Raw genomic sequence first — 18,736 nt, forward strand, 5'->3', positions numbered from 1 at the left:
GCTCTAGGCTCGGCGACGATGGATCTCGAAACTTTCACCCCCGGTTCGGGGCTACTCGAACCCAGGGCCGCACTCCGCTCCGACGCGCCGTCCCTCGACCTCAACGGGACGTGGCGCTTCCGACTCTCACCCACCGCGAACGTCCCCGACGACTTCGCCCAGCCCGGCTACGACGATTCGGGCTGGGACGAGCTGCCGGTGCCGTCCCACTGGCCGCTGCACGGCCACGGCGCGCCCGCGTACACGAACGTCGTCTACCCGTTCCCCGTCGACCCGCCGCACGTCCCTGACGAGAACCCGACCGGCGACTACCTCCGCGCGTTCGACCTGCCCGAGGGCTGGACCGGCGGCCGGCTGCGGTTCGAGGGCGCCGACTCCTTCGCCCGCGTCTGGCTCAACGGGCACGAGCTGGGCTTCTGGACGGGCAGCAGGCTGCCGGCCGAGTTCGACGCGGGGCCGTGGCTGCGTCCCGGGCGCAACGTGCTGGCCGTGCGCGTGCACCAGTGGTCGGCCGCCAGCTACCTCGAAGACCAGGACATGTGGTGGCTGCCCGGCATCTTCCGCGACGTCACGCTCACCCGCTCGGCGGCCGACGTCTTCGTGCACGCCTCCCACGACGGCAGGCTGAGCTTCGAGGCGGCGGGCGGCCGGCTCAGCATCCCGGAGCTCGGCGTCGCCGATCTCGAGCCGGGCGTCGAGGTCGCCCTCGACGCCGAGCCGTGGACGGCGGAGACCCCGCGCCTGTACGACGCCGTGGTGACGTTCGCCGAGGAGACCGTACGGCTGCGCGTCGGCTTCCGCACGGTCTCCATCGAGGACGGCGTGCTGCTCGCCAACGGCCGCCCCCTGCTGCTCAAGGGCGTGAACCGGCACGAGTTCCACCCCGAGCGCGGCCGCGCGGTCCCGTACGAGACCATGCGCGCCGACATCCTGCTGATGAAGCGGCACAACGTCAACGCCGTCAGGACCAGCCACTACCCGCCCCACCCCGACTTCCTCGACCTGTGCGACGAGCTCGGCCTGTGGGTGATCGACGAGTGCGACCTGGAGACGCACGGTTTCGGCGAGGTCGACTGGCGCGGCAACCCCACCGACGACCCCCGCTGGGCCGACGCGCTGCTCGACCGCATGCGCCGCATGGTCGAAAGGGACAAGAACCACCCGAGCATCATCATGTGGTCGCTCGGCAACGAGGCCGGCGTCGGCCGCAACCTGGCCGTCATGGCCGGCTGGGCCCGCGAGCGCGACCCGTCCCGACCCCTCCACTACGAGGGCGACCGGACGTGCGCGAACACCGACGTGTACTCCCGCATGTACGCCTCCCACGCCGAGGTCGAGGCCATCGGCCGCCGCGCCGAGGACCCCCTCGACGACCCGGAGCTGGACGCGCGGCGGCGGGCCATGCCGTTCCTGCAGTGCGAGTACGCCCACGCGATGGGCAACGGGCCCGGCGGGCTGGCCGAGTACCAGGAGCTGTTCGAGCGCCATCCGCGGCTGGCAGGCGGGTTCATCTGGGAGTGGATCGACCACGGGATCGTGCACCCGGAGTTCGAGTACGCCTACGGCGGCGACTACGGCGAGCCGGTGCACGACTCGAACTTCGTGATCGACGGGCTCGTGTTCCCGGACCGTACGCCGTCGCCCGGACTGATCGACCTGAAGAAGGTGTTCGAGCCGGTCAGGTTCGAGTTCGGCGACGGGGTCGTGCGGGTCGTCAACGGCTACGACTTCCGCGACCTGTCCCACCTGGAGTTCGCCGCCACCGTGGAGGTGGAGGGCGAGACGGTCGCCGAGCACCGGCTGGAGGTGCCCGCGGGCGGCGGCGAGGTCAAACTGCCCGACGTGGCGGTGGGGCCGCCGGGCGAGCGCTGGCTGAGCGTGCGCGCCCTGCTCTCCGGCGACCAGCCGTGGGCCGGGGACGGACACGAGGTGGCCTGGGGGCAGATCCTGCTGTCACCGCCCGCGCCCCGGACACCCGTGTCGCCGCCGGGCGCCTTCACACGGAACGGCGGAGAGATCGTCGCCGGCGGGTCGGCCTTCGACGCGGCGACCGGGCGGCTGGTGCGGCTGTTCGGCCTGGACGTGGAGGGGCCGCGGCTCGACCTGTGGCGGGCGCCGACCGACAACGACCGCGCCGCCGGCCTCGGTGACAGGTGGCGCGCGACCGGCCTGCACCGGCTCACCCACCGGGTGGACGCTCTGGACGCCGGCGAAGGGCTCACCGTCCGCACCCGGGTCGCGCCCGCCGCGACGGACCTCGGGATGCGGGCCACGTACCGGTGGTCGCTCGCCGGGGACGGCGGGCTGCTGCTCAGCGTGGACGTCGAGCCCGAGGGCGACTGGCGGGACCCGATCGCGCGGCTCGGCCTCACCATGACGCTGCCCGCGGCCGCCGCCGACCGGGTCACCTGGTTCGGGCGCGGGCCCGGCGAGGCGTACCCGGACACCGGCATGTCCGCTCGGGTCGGCCGCTGGACGGCTTCGATCGAGGAGCTGCAGACCCCGTACGTCTACCCGCAGGAGAACGGCCACCGCGCCGACGTGCGATGGGCGGACTTCGGAGCGTTCAGGGTGTCCGGGGACCCGGTGTTCGGGATGACCGCGCGCCGCTGGAGCACCGATGAGCTGGCCGCCGCCACCCACCGGCCCGACCTGGTGCCGGGGGACCGGGTGCACCTCCACCTGGACCTCGCCCACCAGGGCATCGGCACCGCCACCTGCGGTCCCGGCGCCTTGCCGCAGTACGAGCTGCGGGCCCGCCCGGCGACGTTCACCCTCAGGTTCGACCCGGCCTGAACGACGACGAGGCCGGGTCCCGTGACACGAGCCACGGGACCCGGCCTCCTCGCACCGCGGGATCGCGGGATCGCGGGCTCAGCCGGCCCGGCCGGGGACACGGCCCCCGCCGGGACCGGCCCCGGCCAGGCACAGGCCAGGCGCAGGTCAGCCGGGCACCGTGAGGATGGTGCCCGCGCCCACCGTCAGCCCGCCCTCGCGGATCGCGAAGCCGAGCCCCGGCTCGAGCGCGACCGGCTTGCCCAGCTCGACCGCCGCCTCCACGGTGTCGCCCGGCTGGGCGGGCCCGTCGAGCAGCAGCTCACCCGGCACGTCCGTCGTCCGCACGTAAAACTGCGGCCGGTACCCGGACACGATCGCCCGGCGCCGCCCGCCCTCCTCCGGCGTCAGGAGGTAGACGCGGGCGGTGAAGGACGTGAGGGCTCGCCGGCCGCCCGGCGCGGCCAGCACCATGCCCCGCCTCAGCTGCTCGCGGCGGATCCCGCGCAGCAGCACGGCGGCGTTGTCGCCGGCCTCGCCCCGCTCCATCGTCTTGCCGAACGTCTCGACCCCGGTCACGACGGCCGAGAACCCGTCGCCGAACCCGACGGCCTCCACCGTGTCGCCGACGCGGACCGCGCCGCGCTCGATGGCGCCGGTGACGACCGTGCCGCGGCCGGTGACCGTGAGCACGTTCTCGACCGGCATGAGGAACGGCGCGTCCACGTACCGCACCGGCACGGGGATGTGCTCGTCCACCGCCTGGAGCAGCGCCTCCACCGACGCCGTCCAGACCGGGTCGCCCTCCAGCGCCCGCAGCCCGGACACCCGGACCATCGGCACGTCACGGTAGCCGTGCTCGGTCAGCAGGTCCTGAAGCTCCAGCTCGACGAGGTCCGTCAGCTCCGGGTCGGCGCCGTCGGCCTTGTTGACGGCCACGACCAGGTGCTCGACGCCGACCCGCCGGGCCAGCAGCACGTGCTCCCTGGTCTGCGGCATGATCCCGTCGTGCGCGGACACGACGAGGATCGCGCCGTCGAGCTGCGCCGCCCCCGTGATCATGTTCTTCACGTAGTCGGCGTGGCCCGGCATGTCCACGTGGGCGTAGTGGCGGGTGGCGGTCTCGTACTCGACGTGCGAGATGTTGATCGTGATGCCCCGCTGCGCCTCCTCGGGCGTGCGGTCGATCCGCTCGAACGGCGTGTACGTCGCCTGCCCGCGCTCCGCCAGGACCTTCGTGATCGCGGCGGTCAGCGTGGTCTTGCCGTGGTCGACGTGCCCCATCGTGCCGATGTTGAGATGCGGCTTGTTCCGTACATAGGCCTGCTTGGCCATGGTTCCTTCCTTGCGACCTGGTTTCCGTGTGACCCGTGATCGGGGCCGTCAACCTCCCCCCGCCGGGTCACCTCAGGACTCACGGGAAGAGGTCAGCGCTCCAGGCCGTCGCAGGCACGCTCGAACACGCCCGGCACGGCGGGCGTGTGAAGGTGAGCGCGCAGGAACATGAGGAACATAGTGCGGTCGTCAGCATCGGACGGCAACCGGTTATTCCACCGGCCACCCATTCATCGGGGTGAAGTGATCCTTTTCACCGACGGCGGCGGGGAGCCCGGTCCCGCGTACGGAGGGGCAGGGGGACGTCGCCGTGCGGTCATTCTGATTCCGGAAGGTCGATCGGCGGGCCGATCGGGGGGTCGGTGGCCAGGTTGAGCGCGGCGGCGAGGATGGTGAGGATCGGGATCACGGCCGTGGGCGCGAGCTCGTACTCGCCGCGCCGCCGCTGCACGATCAGCCTGGCGCTCTGCAGCGCGCGCAGGTGGTGGTAGAGCTGGCCGCTGGTCGTCTCCTCGCCCTCTCCGCCGAGGGCCTCCTGGAGGCCGGCGCGGGTGCACCGGCCTTGTTGTACGAGAGCACCCAGCAGCGCCAGCCGCGGCAGGCTTCCGAGGGACTCCAGGACCCCGGCCGCGGGCGCCCAGTCGGCCGGCAGCAACTCGGCGAGGGAGTACTCCCTGACCCACATGTACTCGTTGCCGGCCAGGTGCGCGGCCCCGACGTAGCCCACCGCGCCGGGCCCGTTCTCCTCCTCGGCCTGGCGGCGCATCCCGTGGAGCACGCCCATCAAGGACGTCGACACCTCAGGACGCCGCGGGGGATCGGCGCCGTCGGCCCGGCTCTCCAGACGGGCCACCCTGAGCTCCAGGTCGGCGAGTCTGTCCTCGCTCATCACAGTCTCCTTCGCTATTCCGTAATTACGAAAGAGCGTAGAGGCTCCATGCGGGTTCGGCAACACCATTGAGTGATGGTGGTGGAGGACGCATCGTCTCCACCACCATCACGATGACCCGTCCGCGTGCAGCGCCGGGTCGGCCGGTCTCGCCAGGGGTAACCAAGGGCCCTGTACGTGCTCGGCGCCTTCCGGCCGACGACCCGGGCGCCACGCAGGCCGGTGGCCCGCCCGGCGCGGTCAGAGGTGGAGCAGGCCGCCGTCCTGGTCGACGTGGTCGGCCGACTCGTCGTCGAACCACACGCCGCCGGTCGCCAGGTAGCGGAAGCGGTGGATCCCCGGCGGGAGGATCACCGACACGGTCCGCATGCCGTTGCGGCGGAGCCGGAGCTCGTGGCGGCCCGGTGACCACTCGTTGAAGTCGCCGACGACGCTGACGATGCCGTCGGGCCGGTCCATGGGCAGGGTGAAGGTGATCCGGGTCTTCTTGCCGAACAGAGGTGAACGCCTGAGCATTGCGGGTCCTCCCAGGGGGGTCGGGAACGGCCCAAGCTTGGTGGGGCCAGAGAGTTGGGAGGAACAGGACACGCGGGTCGTAACGTACCTTTCACGAAATTCACTGATTCGCTCACGGCACCGTCACGGGCGCGCTGAACGGGAACACGAACAGCGGCCCCGTCACCACCGCCCGCTCGCTGCCCGGGCCGAAGGGCAGATCGGCGATCTGCCGGCAGGTGCCACGGTCCTCGATCCCATAGATCGCGTTCTGGCCGTCGCGCCCCGAGTTGAAGCGGCCGACGAGGGAGATGCGATCCCGCACGCGCCCGCGCTCATCGATGAACAGCCCGTGGATCGGCGCCGTGGCGGAGAAGCCGTCGCCGGTCAGGACCTCCTGCACCAGATCCGAGATCAGGAAGCGCAGCGTCCGGCCGTCGGCGTCCGTCACGGTCCCTTCCAGTGTGCCGACGAACGGCGTGAAGATGCCCGGCGCGCTGCCGGCGAACCCCTCGGGGTAGGGGAGCGGCCGCCTGGCGAACTGCGAGACCCGCCAGGTGCGCTGGAAGGTCCCCGTCTGGATCGTGTACGTGCCGTTCCGGCACTCGAAGGGCCGCAGCGTGCGCCCGGCGAGGTCGATCGTCTGCCGCTCGATCGGGTTGCCGGTGGCGGGGTCGCCGAACCTCTCCTCGTCGATGCGTACGTCGAGCCCGCGCTTCGACAGCCTCAGCACGAAGCCGGGACCGATCGCCGTGACATGGAACCGGTTCTCTTTGATCTTCAGGCCGGGGGCGCCCGGCCGCTCATGCGCGGCGGTCGCGGGTAACGCCGGTAAAAGCCCGGCGGCCAGCGCCGCGAGCAGGGTGATGGCGAATCGCTTGACTGGAACACCGGGACGCATGGGTCCTCCCTCGCAGCCGACCGGGTTGTCGTACAACCCATACCGCGGGGAGGCCGGTGGGACCAGAGGGCGATCCCACCGGCGCCGTTGAACTACTTGTACGTGATGTCGCTCGCGGTGTACCGGCAGTGGGTGCTGTCAGGCCCGGTGCCGGTCTGGGTGGGTTCGCCGCTCGTGACGCCCTTGAACCTGGCGCAGATCACGACCTTCCTGCCCGGATCGTTGACGATCGTGATCCCGGAGAACGTGGCGGTGTCGCCGTAGTTGGCGTTGACGCCGGCGATCACCTTGGCCGGTGTGGTGATCGTCACGTTGGAGATCACGACGTGGCGGGCGTACTGCTTGGAGCAGTTGCCGCACGAGCGGTAGAGCTTGCCGATGTTCTGCGCCCGGAAGTTCTTGATGACCATCTTGCCGGGGCCGTTGTGCTGGAACGTCTTGTCGGAGGCGGAGCGGGCGCCGCCGCCGTCGATGGTCATGGTCTGAGTGGCCGAGGTGCCCTTGAAGGTGGCGGCGTCCTCGCCGACGTCCTCCCACCAGACGTTCTTGAGCGTGCAGGTGCCCATGCAGTGGACGCCGTCGGCGGCCGGGGCGCCGATGACGACGTTCTGCAGGGTCGCGCCGTCGGCCAGCTTGAACATCGGGGGCTGGCCTTCGCTCTGGCTGCCGGTGCCGAGCGCGCCGGAGCCGTAGAAGCGCTTCATGCCGCCGTCGCGCACGCCGGTGACGGTGATGGTCGCGGTGACCGGTTCCTTGCCGGTCGGAGTCGGCCACGCACCAGAAGGAGAGGGAGCGGTGGTCGGGGTCGGCGTCGGGGTGGCGCTCGGGGAGGGGGTGGCGCCGCCGGTGGCGCGGAGGGTCCAGCGCTTGCTGGTCACCGTGTCACAGGAGTTCTGCTGGATCGGCGCGCCGGCCGCCTTCGACGAGCTCTTGACGTTCAGGCACTTGGCGCTGCCCGCGTCGATGAGCTGCTGCGTCCCGCCGGCGGCGGCCTTGAGCCGCCACGTCTGGAACGGCCCGGCGGCGCAGGACTGCTGCTGGACCGCCTTGCCCGCCGACGTGCTCTTGTCCTTGATCCCGGCGCACTTGCCGCTGTGCGCGACGCTCAGCCGGTAGCCGCCGCTCACGGAGGCGAGCGTCCAGGTCTGGTTCGCCGCCGCCGAGCACGCCTGCTGGGTCAGCTGCACTCCGTCGGCCGTCGCGCTCGCGGGGACGCTCAGGCACAGGCCGCTGCCGGCGTTGACCAGCTGGTACGTGACCGGAACCGACGCCGCGAGGGCCGATGTGGTCACGGCCGGCGCGGAGGCGGCCAGCAGCATGCCGCCGAGCAGGACGGACGCCCTCATGGTTTTGCTGTGCAAACGTACTCCTTCGGACGGGCCGGTGATGAGAGATCACCGGTTGGCCAAGGGGCGTAGCGCCCCGACCTGTGAACGGGGCGCCCCGCCATCAGGAGGCAGCGGGCTTGAACGTGCTGTCGGCCCGGAAGGCGGCGGTGTCCTGGGCCTTGTCCAGCCACAGCTGGCGGCGACGGTGGCGGAGGAAACGGCCGGGGTAGTTCAGCGACTCCAGCCGCACCCTCCCGGTCGCCCCGCCCGGCCGGGCGTGGAAGGTGGCGTCCCGTTTGAACAGCGCGGTGCCGTCGTCGGTGTCGAACCTCAGCCGGTAGTCCTCGTGCCGCAGGTAGCGCCCGTCCCCGTCGATGAACGAGTAGCCCTTCGGGTCGGCCAGGCCGGGCACGATCCGCAGCGGCGCCGCCTCGCCGAGAACGGCGAGAGCGCCCGAGGCGGCGATGCCTTCCGACGGGAAATTGATCGCCTGGAGCGTGCGCGTCGCCCCGGTGGGGAGCAGGCCGCCGGCGCCCCCGCTGCCGGCGGCCGCGCGGGTGAACAGCAGCGTGCCGAAGCCGAGCTGGTCGAATCCGCCGCTGTTGGGTCCGTAGTTTCCGCCGCCGCCCTCGGCCCGCACCCGCTCGGCGTACGCCTTCGTGTGCGGCACCGCCAGCCCCCGCCGGTTGGCGTAGTGGTTGTAGAGCAGCTCCCACACCGGCCGGTCCTGGCCGCGGGCGATATTCGACACGACCGTCTGCTCCCGGGGGGCGCATTTCGTGCCCGTACCCCACTTGTACGTGGTGAAGGGCACGTCCTGGCCCAGGTTGTACTTGGCGATGTACTCGGCTGCCTTCATGATCCGGTTGTCGGCGTAGCCGTACAGGTCGAGCCCCTGGTTCCAGGCCATCTCGGCGATCGTGCCGAGCAGGCCGACGCCCATCATGGTGTGCCCCTGGTCGCGCCCGCTCTCCTGGAACTGGCCCAGCCCGCCCGGATGGAGGAACGGGACGGCGTTCATGATGGACCCGTTGCCCTTGCCGTTCTTGAAGTAGTCGACGGCCCGGTCGAACTTGGCCTGGTCGTCGCAGAAGAGCCCGATCGCCATGATCGCCGCCATGTTGCACAGGTCCCAGTTGGCCCAGTAGTTGGTGATGCAGGCGCCGTTGTGCCGTACCAGGAAGTCGTCGCTGAGCGGGTAGAAGACGGTCAGCAGCATCTTCTGGAAGCGCTCCACGTTGAAGCCCGGGTAACCGCGCATGAGCTCGGCGGCGTTGGCGAACTGGTAGCCGTAGATGCCCGCCGCCAGGAATCGGTCGGCGTTGCCGTTGATCGCCTTGAGCGTGCCCGACCAGGCGTTCAGGATGTCGCGGGCGGCGTCGCCGTGGGCCTTCTCTCCGGAGATCTTCCAGCGCAGTGCGTTCTGGTAGGCGGCGTGCACGTCGCTGTAGAACTGCACGTAGTTCTGCCCCGTGCCGCCGCGCACCACCGTCTCCAGCGGGCGCGCCTTCCACGTGCTCCTCGAGCGCCCGTTGGCGACCAGCTTCTCCCACCCCGCCTTGTACGGCTGCGCCCCCGCCTGCACCCCCGCCGCGATCCGGTCGAAGTCGGCCTGCGTGTGCAGCAGCCCGGGGTGCTTGAACGACGCCGAGGCCTGCGCCGCGGACGGCAGCGCGGGCAGCACGGCCACGCCCGCCGCCGCCTTCAGCAGGCTTCGCCGGCTGGTCTGGAGAACCATGTGAGTCCTTTCGCGAGACGATCTCTCGCCCCTAGGAGACGGGCCGCGGGGGGGCGCATAACACTTTTCTCAATTTCGGTCCGGCACGTCTGTCCCATTGAGGGCGCACAATATCGTCACCTGCAAGATCGCAAGAAGGATCCGCCCAGCGACGTGACGAGGGTCACACCCGGCACGCGGTGGGACGGCGTGCTCGAGGAGCGGCCCGCCGGCGGCTACGCGCGGGCCGGACCCATCGGCGGCTACGAGCCGGCCGGACCCGCCGGCGGGTTCAGAGGGTGATCCACTCGCTGGCGGTGGTCACCTCGTCCAGCACGGCCGGGATCGGCTCGACGCCGAGCCCTGGCCCGGCCGGCACCTCCAGATGCCCGTCCACCAGCTCGAACGGCTCCGTCACGTCGGTCGCGTAGTAGCGGCGCGACCCCGACGTGTCGCCCGGCAGCGTGAACCCGGGCAGCGCGGCCAGCGCCACGTTCGCCGCCCGGCCGAGCCCGGTCTCCAGCATGCCGCCGCACCACACGGCGATCCCGTTCGCCCGGCACAGGTCGTGGATGCGCCGCGCCTCCAGGTAGCCGCCGATCCGGCCCGGCTTGATGTTGACGATCGAGCACGAGCCGAGCGCGATCGCGGCGGCGGCGTGCTCGGCCGACTCGATCGACTCGTCCAGGCAGATCGGCGTCCGCAGCCGCTGCGCCAGCCTGGCGTGCTGGACCAGGTCGTCATTGGCCAGCGGCTGCTCGATCAGCAGCAGGTCGAACGCGTCCAGCTTGGCCAGGCGCGGGGCGTCGGACAGGGTGTAGGCGGCGTTCGCGTCCACCTGGAGCAGCAGGTCGTCGCCGAACCGCTCGCGCACGGCCCGCACCGGCTCCACGTCCCAGCCGGGCTCGATCTTCAGCTTGATCCGGACGTACCCCTCGTCCAGGTAGCCCCCGACGGCGTCGAGCAGCTGCGGGATCGAGTCCATGATGCCGACCGAGACGCCGCACGGCACCCGGGTGCGCGCCGCGCCGAGGAAACGGCCGAACGACTCGCCCGCCGCCCGCAGCTGCGCGTCCAGCACGGCCGTCTCCAGCGCGGCCTTGGCCATGCGATGCCCCTTGATCGGCTCCAGGGCGCGGCCGACGTCGTGCACGTCGAGGTTCCGCGGCAGGGCCGGCAGCAGGAAGCGGCGGATCACCTCGGCGGCGCCGTCGGCGTACTCGGAGGAGTAGAGCGGCTCGGCCATGGCCACGCACTCGCCCCACCCCTCCGCGTCCGGCGTCACGACCCTGACCAGCAGGACGTCGCGGGCGGTCTCGGTGCCGAACGAGGTGCGGAACGGCGCCACCAGCGGCATCGCGATCCGCCGCAGCTCAACTCCAGAGATCTTCACGCTTTCTCCACAACGTAGTAGGACTTGCCCGAGAACCCCGTCACCGTGCGGCCCCCGCCGAACGCCCTGACCGCGATCACCCTGCCGCCCTTCCTCGTGACTTCTCACTGGCGACGGTATGTCATCGCGGCGGCCGGCAGATCGTGATCCGTGCGCATGATCGGCCTCGCCGCCCGCACCTCTCCTCACATGGAAGTGCGGAGGCGGTCTACCGGCTGCCCGCGCAGGCGGCGATGAGGACTCTGCTGGGCGCCTCCTGGCTGAGGCGCACCGACTCCAGCGGGACCGTGACCTCCGGAGTGTGGTAGCGGCCTCCGGAGAAGCGGTCGGCCAGGAGGGCGAGCACAGCCGCCGCGCTCATGTGCCCGTCCAGCGAACTGCGGCCGTCCCGGCAGATCTCGACCGCGCACGGGCCCGGCTGCGCGGCCAGCGCCAGCCCGGCGACCGTCGCCCCGGCCAGCGCGCCGAGGTCGCCGAGGGTCCAGCCGTAGTGCCACATGCCCGCCGCCACGACGGGCGCGGCCGGGCAGGAGCCCGGCTCGATCAGCACCACGTCCATGCCGCGGCGGAGCTGCCCGGCGATCTCCTCGGCGCCCCTGGCGACCCTGGTGCCGGTACGCAGCCCCGGGAAGTCGGGAATCCGGCCGCCGATCGCGAAGATGAGCTTGATGCCCGTCTCCACATGCCCGGAACCATGCCCGGAACCGCTGTCGCGCCACCCGCAGGCGACGAGGTCCACCGAGTCGGCAGACCTCCATGTGCCGATGCGCAGCATGTACATTGACTACCCTTTGCCATGGACCGTCACACACCGTCAACAGGTTTACGGTTCGCGGGGGGTAAACCGGGCTAGCGGTCGAGCACGTACAGGGCGGGCGGGCCGGCGCTCAGCACCTGCGGGCCCGCCTCCGTGCACGCCACCACGTCCGCCACCCGGGCCCCGAACAGGTCGGGCACGTAAATGGCCGGCTCCAGGCAGAACGTCATGCCGGGCGCCAGCGGTGTGTCCTCGCCCAGCCGCGGCGCCTCGTCCGGGCCCAGGCCGACGCCCCTGCCGGCATGACCGGCGGCGAACCGGCCGTACCCGCTGCCGTCGATCACGTCGCCGACCGCCCGGGCGACGTCCGACGCGGGAGCCGGGGGCCGGGCCGCCGACAGGGCCGCCCGGTGGGCGGCGAGCACCACCGAGTACATCGCCTCGAAGTCCTCGGGCGGCTCGGCCACCGCGAACACGCGCGCCACCTCCGCGCAGTACCCGTCCCACCGCCCGCACAGTGACACCAGCAGCGCGTCGCCCGGATTGATCACCCGCCGGCCCGGCAGATGCCCGGGCCCGGCCGTGTGCTCGCCCGCCGCCACCCGCAGCGACAGCACCTCCTCGCAGCCCGACTCCAGCGCCAGCACCCGCAGCGCGGCCGCCATCGCCCGCTCGGTCGCGCCGAACCAGGCCAGCTCGCGCGCCCGGCGCAGCACCCCCTCGGCGCACAGGGCCGCCCGCTCGACGGCGGCGATCTCGTACGGCTCCTTGCGCAGCCGCAGCGGCGCCAGCACGGCGGACGCGGGCACGAGCTCGGCCTCGATCGTGAGCCCGAACAGCTCACGCACCCGCATCTCCGGATCCACCCCGACCCGCCGCGCCTCTTCCGGCACGAGTCCCGCCGGGTCGCCGGTCTCGGCGATCAGGTCCCGCGTCACCACGAGGAAGCCGGCCCCGAGGCCGGCACAGTCCCGGCCGCCGAGGAAGCGGAAGTCCGGTGACGGCCGCAGCACCAGTGCGTCCACCTCCGCCTCCGCCATGGCCGCCCGCACGGCCTCGAGCCGCCGAACGTCCGCCGTCACGTCGGCTCGTGCAGCCAGCAGGCCACCGGCCCGAACTCGGGCTCCTTCACCCGGCACACGTCCATCACGAACGGGCACCGCGGGTGGAACCTGCATCCCTCGGGCGGATTCGACGGATCCGGCACGTCGCCCGGCAGCTCCGCGGGCAGCACCCCCATCCCGTCCGGGCGGGGGATGGCCTTCAGCAGGGCCTGCGTGTACGGATGCCGCGGCCGCGCCCACACCTCCTCCGTGCCGCCGACCTCGGCGATCCTGCCCAGGTACATGACGGCGATCCGGTCGGCGATGAGCCGCACCACGGACAGGTCGTGGCTGATGAACAGCAGCCCCGCCCCCGACTCCACGGCCAGATCCCGCATCAGCCTGGCCACCTGCGACTGCGCCGAGGCGTCCAGCGCCGAGATCGGCTCGTCCCCGATGAGCAGCCGCGGCCGGGCCGCCAGCGCCCGCGCGATCGCGACCCGCTGCCGCTGCCCGCCGGAGAACTCGTGCGGGTGCCGGCTCGCGAAGTCCCTCGGCAACCCGACACGTTCCAGCAGGTCGGCGGGCGAGGTGACGGTGTCGCGCGCGGTACGCAGCCCGTCGGCGATCTGGTCGCCCACGCGGCGGCGCGGGTTCAGCGACGTGTACGGATCCTGGAACACCATCTGGATGCCGGTCAGCCTCCTGCGCCGCAGGCCCAGGGGCACGACCGGCTGCCCGTCGAACATGATCGACCCCTCGGCGATCGGGTTCAGCCCGCAGACCGCGCGGGCCAGCGTCGACTTGCCGCACCCGGACTCGCCCACCAGGCCGACGACCTCGCCCGGGCCGACCTCCAAGCTGGCCCCCGCCACGGCCCGCACGGCGGGACGGCCGGGGGAGCGGTGCTCGACGACCAGGTCTTCGATGCGCAGCATCAGCTCTCCACGTCAGGCAGGGATTCCAGCAGCGAACGGGTGTAGGCGTGCGACGGCGTGCGCAGCACCTCGCCGCGCGGCCCCGACTCGACGACGAGGCCGTCCTTCATCACGCTCACCTCGTCCGCGACCGCCGACATCACGCCCAGGTCGTGGGTGACCAGCAGCACCGCCAGCCCCAGCTCGTCGCAGAGCCCGCGCAGCAGCCGCAGCACACCCGCCTGCACGGTCACGTCCAGCGCCGTCGTCGGCTCGTCGGCGATCAGCACCTTCGGCGAGCAGGCCAGCGCGATGGCGATCGCGACGCGCTGCCGCATCCCGCCGGAGAACTGGTGCGGGAAGCGCCCGTACGCCTCCTCCGCGCCCGGGATGCGGACCTTGCCCAGCAGCTCCACCGCCCGCGCCCGCGCCTCGGCCTTGCCGAGCCGGAGGTGGTGGCGCATGTGCTCGGTGAGCTGCTTCCCGATCGTCAGCATCGGGTGCAGGCTGGTGGCCGGGTCCTGGAACACCATGGCCACCTCGCCGCCCCGCACCCGGTTCAGCTCCTTGGGGGGCAGGGTGAGCAGGTCGCGTGCGCCGAGCCGGATGGCGCCCGAGGTCCGCGCGCCGTGCGGCAGCAGCCCCAGGACCGCCAGCCCGGTCATCGTCTTGCCCGACCCGCTCTCGCCGGCCAGCCCGTGCACCCGTCCGGCCTCCAGCCGCAGGTCGACGCCGCGCAGGATCTCCTTGCCGCGGATCGACACCTTCAGATCGGCGATGTCCAGCGTCACAGGTCCTCCTTCGCCGGACCTGCGACCAGGTCGCTGTGCTGTTTGGTTCCCTCGCTCCGCTCGGTCACAGGTCCTCCTTCGTCGGGCCTGCGACCAGGTCGCTGTGCTGTTTGGTTCCCTCGCTCCGCTCGGTCACAGGGCACGCTCCTTGATCGCGCGGGCCGTACGGGGATCGAGCGCGTCCCGCAGCGTGTCACCGAGGAAGTTGAACGCCAGCACCACCGTCAGGATCGCCAGGCCCGGGAACGTCGCCACCCACCAGCTGTCGAACACCTCCACGCCCGAGGCCACCATCGCCCCCCACTCGGGGGACGGCGGCTTGGCCCCCAGCCCCAGGAACGACAGCCCCGACAGCAGCAGCAGGGCCGTGCCGATGTCCAGCGTGGCCAGCACCAGCACCGGGCCGATCACGTTCGGCAGCACGTCCACCCGCAGCGACCGCCACACCGAGAAGCCCAGCAGCCGCCCGCTCAGCACGAACTCCTGCTCCCGCACCCCCAGCACCAGGCCGCGGGTGACCCGCGCGTACGCGGGCCAGGCCACGACCAGCACGGCCAGCACCGCGTTCGCCAGGCTCGCGCCGAGCGCCGCGGCCACCACCATGGCCAGGATCACGGTCGGGAACGCGAACACCAGGTCCGCCACCCGCATGATCGTCTCGTCCGCCCACCGTCCGAAGTACCCGGCGACCGCGCCCAGCAGGCCGCCGATCAGCACCGACAGCGCGACCAGCAGCAACGTCAGCGGGATCGACACCCGCGCCCCGTACACGACACGGCTCAGGATGTCCCGGCCGAGCTGGTCGGTGCCGAACCAGTGCCCCGGCCCGGGCGCCGCCAGCCGCGGCAGGTCCTGGGCGAGCGGGTCGTGCGGCGCCAGCACCGGCGCGGCCAGCGCGATCACCAGCCAGGCCACCGCCATGACGGCGCCGGCCACGGCCAGCGGCCGCCGCCACGCCTCGGGCACCCGTCTCATCGCAGCCTCACTCGGGGGTCGATCACGCCGTACAGGACGTCCACGATCAGGTTGATGACCAGGTAGACGACGCCCACGACCAGGCCCACGCCCATGATGGCGGGCAGGTCGAGTGCGGTGGCGCTCTTGTACGCGTACTGGCCGACGCCCGGCCAGGCGAAGATCGCCTCGACCAGCACCGTCCCCGACAGCAGGCTGCCGAACGCCAGGCCCGCCACCGTGATGATCGGGACCAGGGCCGAGCGCAGGATGTACCGGAAGAGGATCACCCTGCCCGGCAGGCCCTTCGCGCGGGCGGCGCGCACGTAATCCTGCCCGAGCACCTCCAGCACCGCCGACCGGGTGAAGCGGGTCAGCAGGCCGATCGTGTAGAGGGCGAGAACCAGGGCCGGCGTGATCAGGTGGCCGACGGCCGAGGCGAAGATGTCCCAGCGGCCCGCCAGCAGCGCGTCCACCGTCTGCAGTCCGGTCACCGGCGGGGCCGGGCCGAGCGCCGCGTCCACCCGGCCGCTGCCCGGGGTGAGCTGCAGCCGGTAGAAGAACACGTAGAACGCCACCAGCGCCAGCCAGAACGTCGGGACGGAGATGCCGACCAGGCTCAGCAGGCGCAGCACATGATCGGACAGCCGGTCCCTGCGCAGGGCGGCGACCACGCCGAACGCCACGCCCAGCAGCAGCGACACCACGATCGCCGCCCCGGCCAGCTCCAGCGTGGCCGGCACGAACTCGGCCAGGTCCTGGCTCACCGGGCGGTGGGACTGCTGGCTCGTGCCCAGGTCGCCGTGGAGCAACCCCTGCAGGTGCAGGGCGTACTGCTGCCAGAGCGGCTTGTCCAGCCCGTGCTCCGCCCGCCACTGCGCCACGATCGCCGGATCGCCCAGGGCCCGCTGGCCCAGGTTGGCGGCCACGGGGTCGCCGGGGACGAGGTTCGTCAGGACGAACGTGACGAGCGTGATGCCCCAGGCCATGAGCACGGCCAGCAGGATGCGGCGGATCAGGAACCGCGCCAGCGGATGCCCCCGCCCGCGCCGGGCCCCGCGCCGGGCCCCGCGCCCGCCGCGACTCGCCGCCTTGTCGGACACCTGAGGGTCCTCCTACTTCGCGCCGAGGTCGGCGACGTCGACCGTCCAGACCGGGTGGTACTCGAGCCCGGTCACCGACCCCGCCGTCACGATGTTCTGGCTCGGCTGGATCAACGGGATGAACGGCCCGGAGGCGTTGAGCTCGGTCTGCACGCCGGCGTACGCGGCCTTGCGCGCGTCGTCGCCGATCGCCGTCGCGGCCTTCTCGCCGGCGGCCTCGATCTCCTTGGCCGCCCCGGCCTTCCAGCCGGCCCGCAGCCCCACCAGCTTGCCGGGCAGGAACGCCAGGTAGTCGCTCGGGTCCGGGTAGTCGGGACCCCAGTACCAGAGCCCCATCTCCTCCTTGCCGTTGCGGTAGTTGTCCAGCGCCGTCGTGACCGGCGCCGGCTGCAGGTCCACCGTGATGCCGACCTCCTTGAGGTTGGCCTGGATCCGCTCGGCCAGCGGCTGGAACGACAGCCCGTTCACGGTCAGCTCGCTCGGGTACTCCAGCTTCACCGTCGGGTTGGACAGCCCGCTTGCGGCCAGCGCCGCCTTGGCGCCCTCGACGTCCCGCTTGGCCCCCTGCTCGGGCGGCAGCGCGCCGAGGATCTGCGACGGGATGACGCCCGGCGCCTGCGCCGAGCCCTCACCGGCCAGCTCCAGCAGCCCCGCGTAGTCCACGCCCTTGCGTACGGCCTCCACGAACTTCGCGTTGGGGGTCGTCTTGCTGATCGCGGAGTCCTGGTTGGCGAGCAGGAAGATGACGTTCGCCGAGGCGGTCTTCTTCACCTGCAGGGTGGCGGGCATGCCGGAGACCTGGTCGCCGGACAGGTTGAGCGCCACCTGGCTGTCGCCGCGGCTGACGTTCAGCTTCTGCGTGGCGGCCTCGACGTTGCGCAGCACGACCTTGTCGTAGGCGGGCTTGGTGCCGTAGTACTTCGGGTTCGCCTTGAGCGTGACCTGGCTGCTCACGTTGAACGACTCGATCGTGTACGGCCCCGACCCGGCCGACGCGGAGTTCAGCCACTGCTCGGCCTTGTCCTGCGGGTCGGTGGTGGCGCCGTGCTGCTTGGCGAGCTTGCTGTTGATGATGCCGAGCGCCGGGTTCGGCAGGATGTACGGCAACGCCGGGTTCGCCGCCTTCGACGTCAGCGTGATCGTCGAGTCGTCGGTCTTGGCCACCTCGACGCCGTCCAGCAGGAACGACGGCGTGCCCTTCATGTCACGCACGCGCGTCAGCGAGAACACCACGTCGTCCGCGGTCACCGGGGAGCCGTCGGCGAACGTCGCGCCCTTCTTCAGCTTGAGGGTCAGCGTCTTGCCGTCCTCGCCCAGCTCGTACGACTCGGCCAGCGCCGGCACCGGCTTGGTCACGTCGGCCCCGTCGAAGGTGAGCAGCGTCTCGTAGACCGCCTTGCCGACGATCAGCCCCGTCGGCTCGTACGTGCGGCCCGGGTCGGCCGTCTTGAGGTCGAAGGACGTGTCGATGACGAGCGTCTTGCCGGCGCCTCCGGAGGCCGCGGGGGACTGGGACGTGCCGCCGCTTCCGCAGGCGGCCAAGGTGAGTGCACCGGCGAGCAGCACAGCCGCCGTCTGCGAGCGGGTCGCCATGGTCAGTCCTCCACGAGTTGGACGTTCGGCAGAAAGATGTCGAGGATTGTGCGGCAGAACGTCCAGGCACCGTACGGTCAGCTAGACGTATATAAAGGTCAAAGAGGTAATGATGAGTGAAATTTCCAGAAATGGTGTCAGCGGTGGCGGTCAACCTGGACGGATCGGTATCGGTCTCGAGCTGGACGACATCCACATGAAGATCCTCGAGGTCCTGCGCGAGAACGGCAGGATCTCGGTCGCCGCGCTGGCCGAACGGGTGGGCATCTCCCGGGCGAGCGCCTACACCCGCTTCGAGGCGCTGCGCGCGGACGGCGCGATCAAGGGGTTCACCGCCGAGATCGACCACGTGCGCGCCGGGCTCGGCATCACCGCGTTGATCTTCGTGACCGTCCGCCAGCAGATGTGGAAGCAGTTCAGGGCGGAGCTGGCCAGGATGCCGGAGGTGGAGTACTGCGCGATCACCACCGGCCAGCACGACGCGATGATCCAGGTGCGGGTGGCGGACGTGGCCGCGGTGCACACCATGGTCACCGACCGGCTGGCCAACATCCCGGCGGTCAAGGCGACCGAGACCGTGTTCATCCTGGACGAGGTGCTCAAGCGGCCGTACGTGCTGCCCGGCGACGGCCGCCAGGCGCGGCGCCCGGCCCAGGAGGCGCAGGGTGACGTGCCGCTCGGCAAGATGCGCTTCGTCGGCGCCGCCGAGGGCCGGGCCGCACTCAAGAAAGACGACTAGCCGAGC

General features: G+C 71.7%; 17 protein-coding genes. 3 read left to right on the forward strand and 14 right to left on the reverse strand.

Translation table 11 applies throughout. The features are described 5' to 3' along the window. Window positions 1-18: 18 nt before the first annotated feature. On the forward strand, window positions 19-2,796 hold the full coding sequence (locus tag ACIBX3_RS19350) for a glycoside hydrolase family 2 TIM barrel-domain containing protein (protein ID WP_397118707.1): 2,778 nt from the start codon (window positions 19-21) through the stop codon (window positions 2,794-2,796). A gap of 147 nt (window positions 2,797-2,943) precedes the next feature. Here the strand turns inward: ACIBX3_RS19350 and tuf are convergent, their stop codons facing one another. The 6 genes from tuf to ACIBX3_RS19380 form a co-directional block, all read right to left on the reverse strand. After that, window positions 2,944-4,110 (reverse strand): elongation factor Tu, encoded by a 1,167-nt coding sequence (gene tuf, locus ACIBX3_RS19355; RefSeq protein ID WP_397118709.1) that lies wholly within the window; start codon window positions 4,108-4,110, stop codon window positions 2,944-2,946. Window positions 4,111-4,426: 316 nt separating this feature from the next. Continuing rightward, on the reverse strand, window positions 4,427-4,999 hold the full coding sequence (locus ACIBX3_RS19360) for an ArsR/SmtB family transcription factor (protein ID WP_397118711.1): 573 nt from the start codon (window positions 4,997-4,999) through the stop codon (window positions 4,427-4,429). 240 nt (window positions 5,000-5,239) lie between these two features. After that, on the reverse strand, window positions 5,240-5,515 hold the full coding sequence (locus ACIBX3_RS19365) for an isoamylase early set domain-containing protein (protein WP_397118713.1): 276 nt from the start codon (window positions 5,513-5,515) through the stop codon (window positions 5,240-5,242). 112 nt (window positions 5,516-5,627) lie between these two features. Beyond that, window positions 5,628-6,395: a hypothetical protein gene (locus ACIBX3_RS19370; RefSeq protein WP_397118715.1), complete on the reverse strand. Its 768-nt coding sequence runs from the start codon at window positions 6,393-6,395 to the stop codon at window positions 5,628-5,630. Between the two features lie 92 nt (window positions 6,396-6,487). Further along, window positions 6,488-7,756, reverse strand: coding sequence for a pectate lyase (locus tag ACIBX3_RS19375; RefSeq protein ID WP_397118717.1), 1,269 nt, complete (start codon window positions 7,754-7,756; stop codon window positions 6,488-6,490). 88 nt (window positions 7,757-7,844) lie between these two features. Then, window positions 7,845-9,461, reverse strand: coding sequence for an AbfB domain-containing protein (locus ACIBX3_RS19380; protein WP_397118719.1), 1,617 nt, complete (start codon window positions 9,459-9,461; stop codon window positions 7,845-7,847). A 153-nt stretch (window positions 9,462-9,614) separates the two neighbouring features. On the opposite strand from ACIBX3_RS19380, the gene ACIBX3_RS19385 reads away from it, so the two are divergent. Next, window positions 9,615-9,743: a hypothetical protein gene (locus tag ACIBX3_RS19385; protein WP_397118721.1), complete on the forward strand. Its 129-nt coding sequence runs from the start codon at window positions 9,615-9,617 to the stop codon at window positions 9,741-9,743. On the opposite strand, the gene menC is transcribed toward ACIBX3_RS19385, so the two are convergent. The 8 genes from menC to ACIBX3_RS19425 form a co-directional block, all read right to left on the reverse strand. Beyond that, complete coding sequence (gene menC, locus ACIBX3_RS19390) at window positions 9,733-10,833, reverse strand: o-succinylbenzoate synthase (RefSeq protein ID WP_397118723.1); 1,101 nt, start codon at window positions 10,831-10,833, stop codon at window positions 9,733-9,735. The two genes, ACIBX3_RS19385 and menC, sit on opposite strands and share 11 nt — an antisense overlap. A 208-nt stretch (window positions 10,834-11,041) precedes the next feature. Beyond that, complete coding sequence (locus ACIBX3_RS19395) at window positions 11,042-11,614, reverse strand: acyclic terpene utilization AtuA family protein (protein ID WP_397118725.1); 573 nt, start codon at window positions 11,612-11,614, stop codon at window positions 11,042-11,044. A 68-nt stretch (window positions 11,615-11,682) separates the two neighbouring features. Continuing rightward, complete coding sequence (locus ACIBX3_RS19400) at window positions 11,683-12,672, reverse strand: M24 family metallopeptidase (RefSeq protein WP_397118727.1); 990 nt, start codon at window positions 12,670-12,672, stop codon at window positions 11,683-11,685. After that, the gene (locus ACIBX3_RS19405) at window positions 12,669-13,571 is read right to left on the reverse strand and encodes an ABC transporter ATP-binding protein (RefSeq protein WP_397118729.1); all 903 of its coding nucleotides are present in this window, start codon (window positions 13,569-13,571) and stop codon (window positions 12,669-12,671) included. Before ACIBX3_RS19405 ends, ACIBX3_RS19400 begins: the two co-directional genes overlap by 4 nt. Next, window positions 13,571-14,341: an ABC transporter ATP-binding protein gene (locus ACIBX3_RS19410; protein ID WP_397118731.1), complete on the reverse strand. Its 771-nt coding sequence runs from the start codon at window positions 14,339-14,341 to the stop codon at window positions 13,571-13,573. The genes ACIBX3_RS19405 and ACIBX3_RS19410 overlap by 1 nt, the downstream gene beginning before the upstream one ends. 132 nt (window positions 14,342-14,473) lie before the next feature. Next, complete coding sequence (locus ACIBX3_RS19415) at window positions 14,474-15,316, reverse strand: ABC transporter permease (protein ID WP_397118733.1); 843 nt, start codon at window positions 15,314-15,316, stop codon at window positions 14,474-14,476. After that, window positions 15,313-16,398 carry an ABC transporter permease gene (locus ACIBX3_RS19420; RefSeq protein ID WP_397118735.1) on the reverse strand — a complete coding sequence of 362 codons (1,086 nt, stop codon included), beginning with the start codon at window positions 16,396-16,398 and terminating at the stop codon, window positions 15,313-15,315. The genes ACIBX3_RS19415 and ACIBX3_RS19420 overlap by 4 nt, the downstream gene beginning before the upstream one ends. A 12-nt stretch (window positions 16,399-16,410) precedes the next feature. Further along, a complete protein-coding gene (locus ACIBX3_RS19425) occupies window positions 16,411-17,991 on the reverse strand; it encodes an ABC transporter substrate-binding protein (RefSeq protein ID WP_397118737.1) in 1,581 nt (526 codons plus the stop codon). 112 nt (window positions 17,992-18,103) lie between these two features. Between ACIBX3_RS19425 and ACIBX3_RS19430 the strand changes: the two genes are divergently transcribed. Next, window positions 18,104-18,730, forward strand: coding sequence for an Lrp/AsnC family transcriptional regulator (locus tag ACIBX3_RS19430; RefSeq protein ID WP_397118739.1), 627 nt, complete (start codon window positions 18,104-18,106; stop codon window positions 18,728-18,730). Window positions 18,731-18,736: the final 6 nt, after the last annotated feature.

The sequence above is a fragment of the Nonomuraea sp. NPDC049480 genome (assembly GCF_044465905.1).
Classification (GTDB): domain Bacteria; phylum Actinomycetota; class Actinomycetes; order Streptosporangiales; family Streptosporangiaceae; genus Nonomuraea.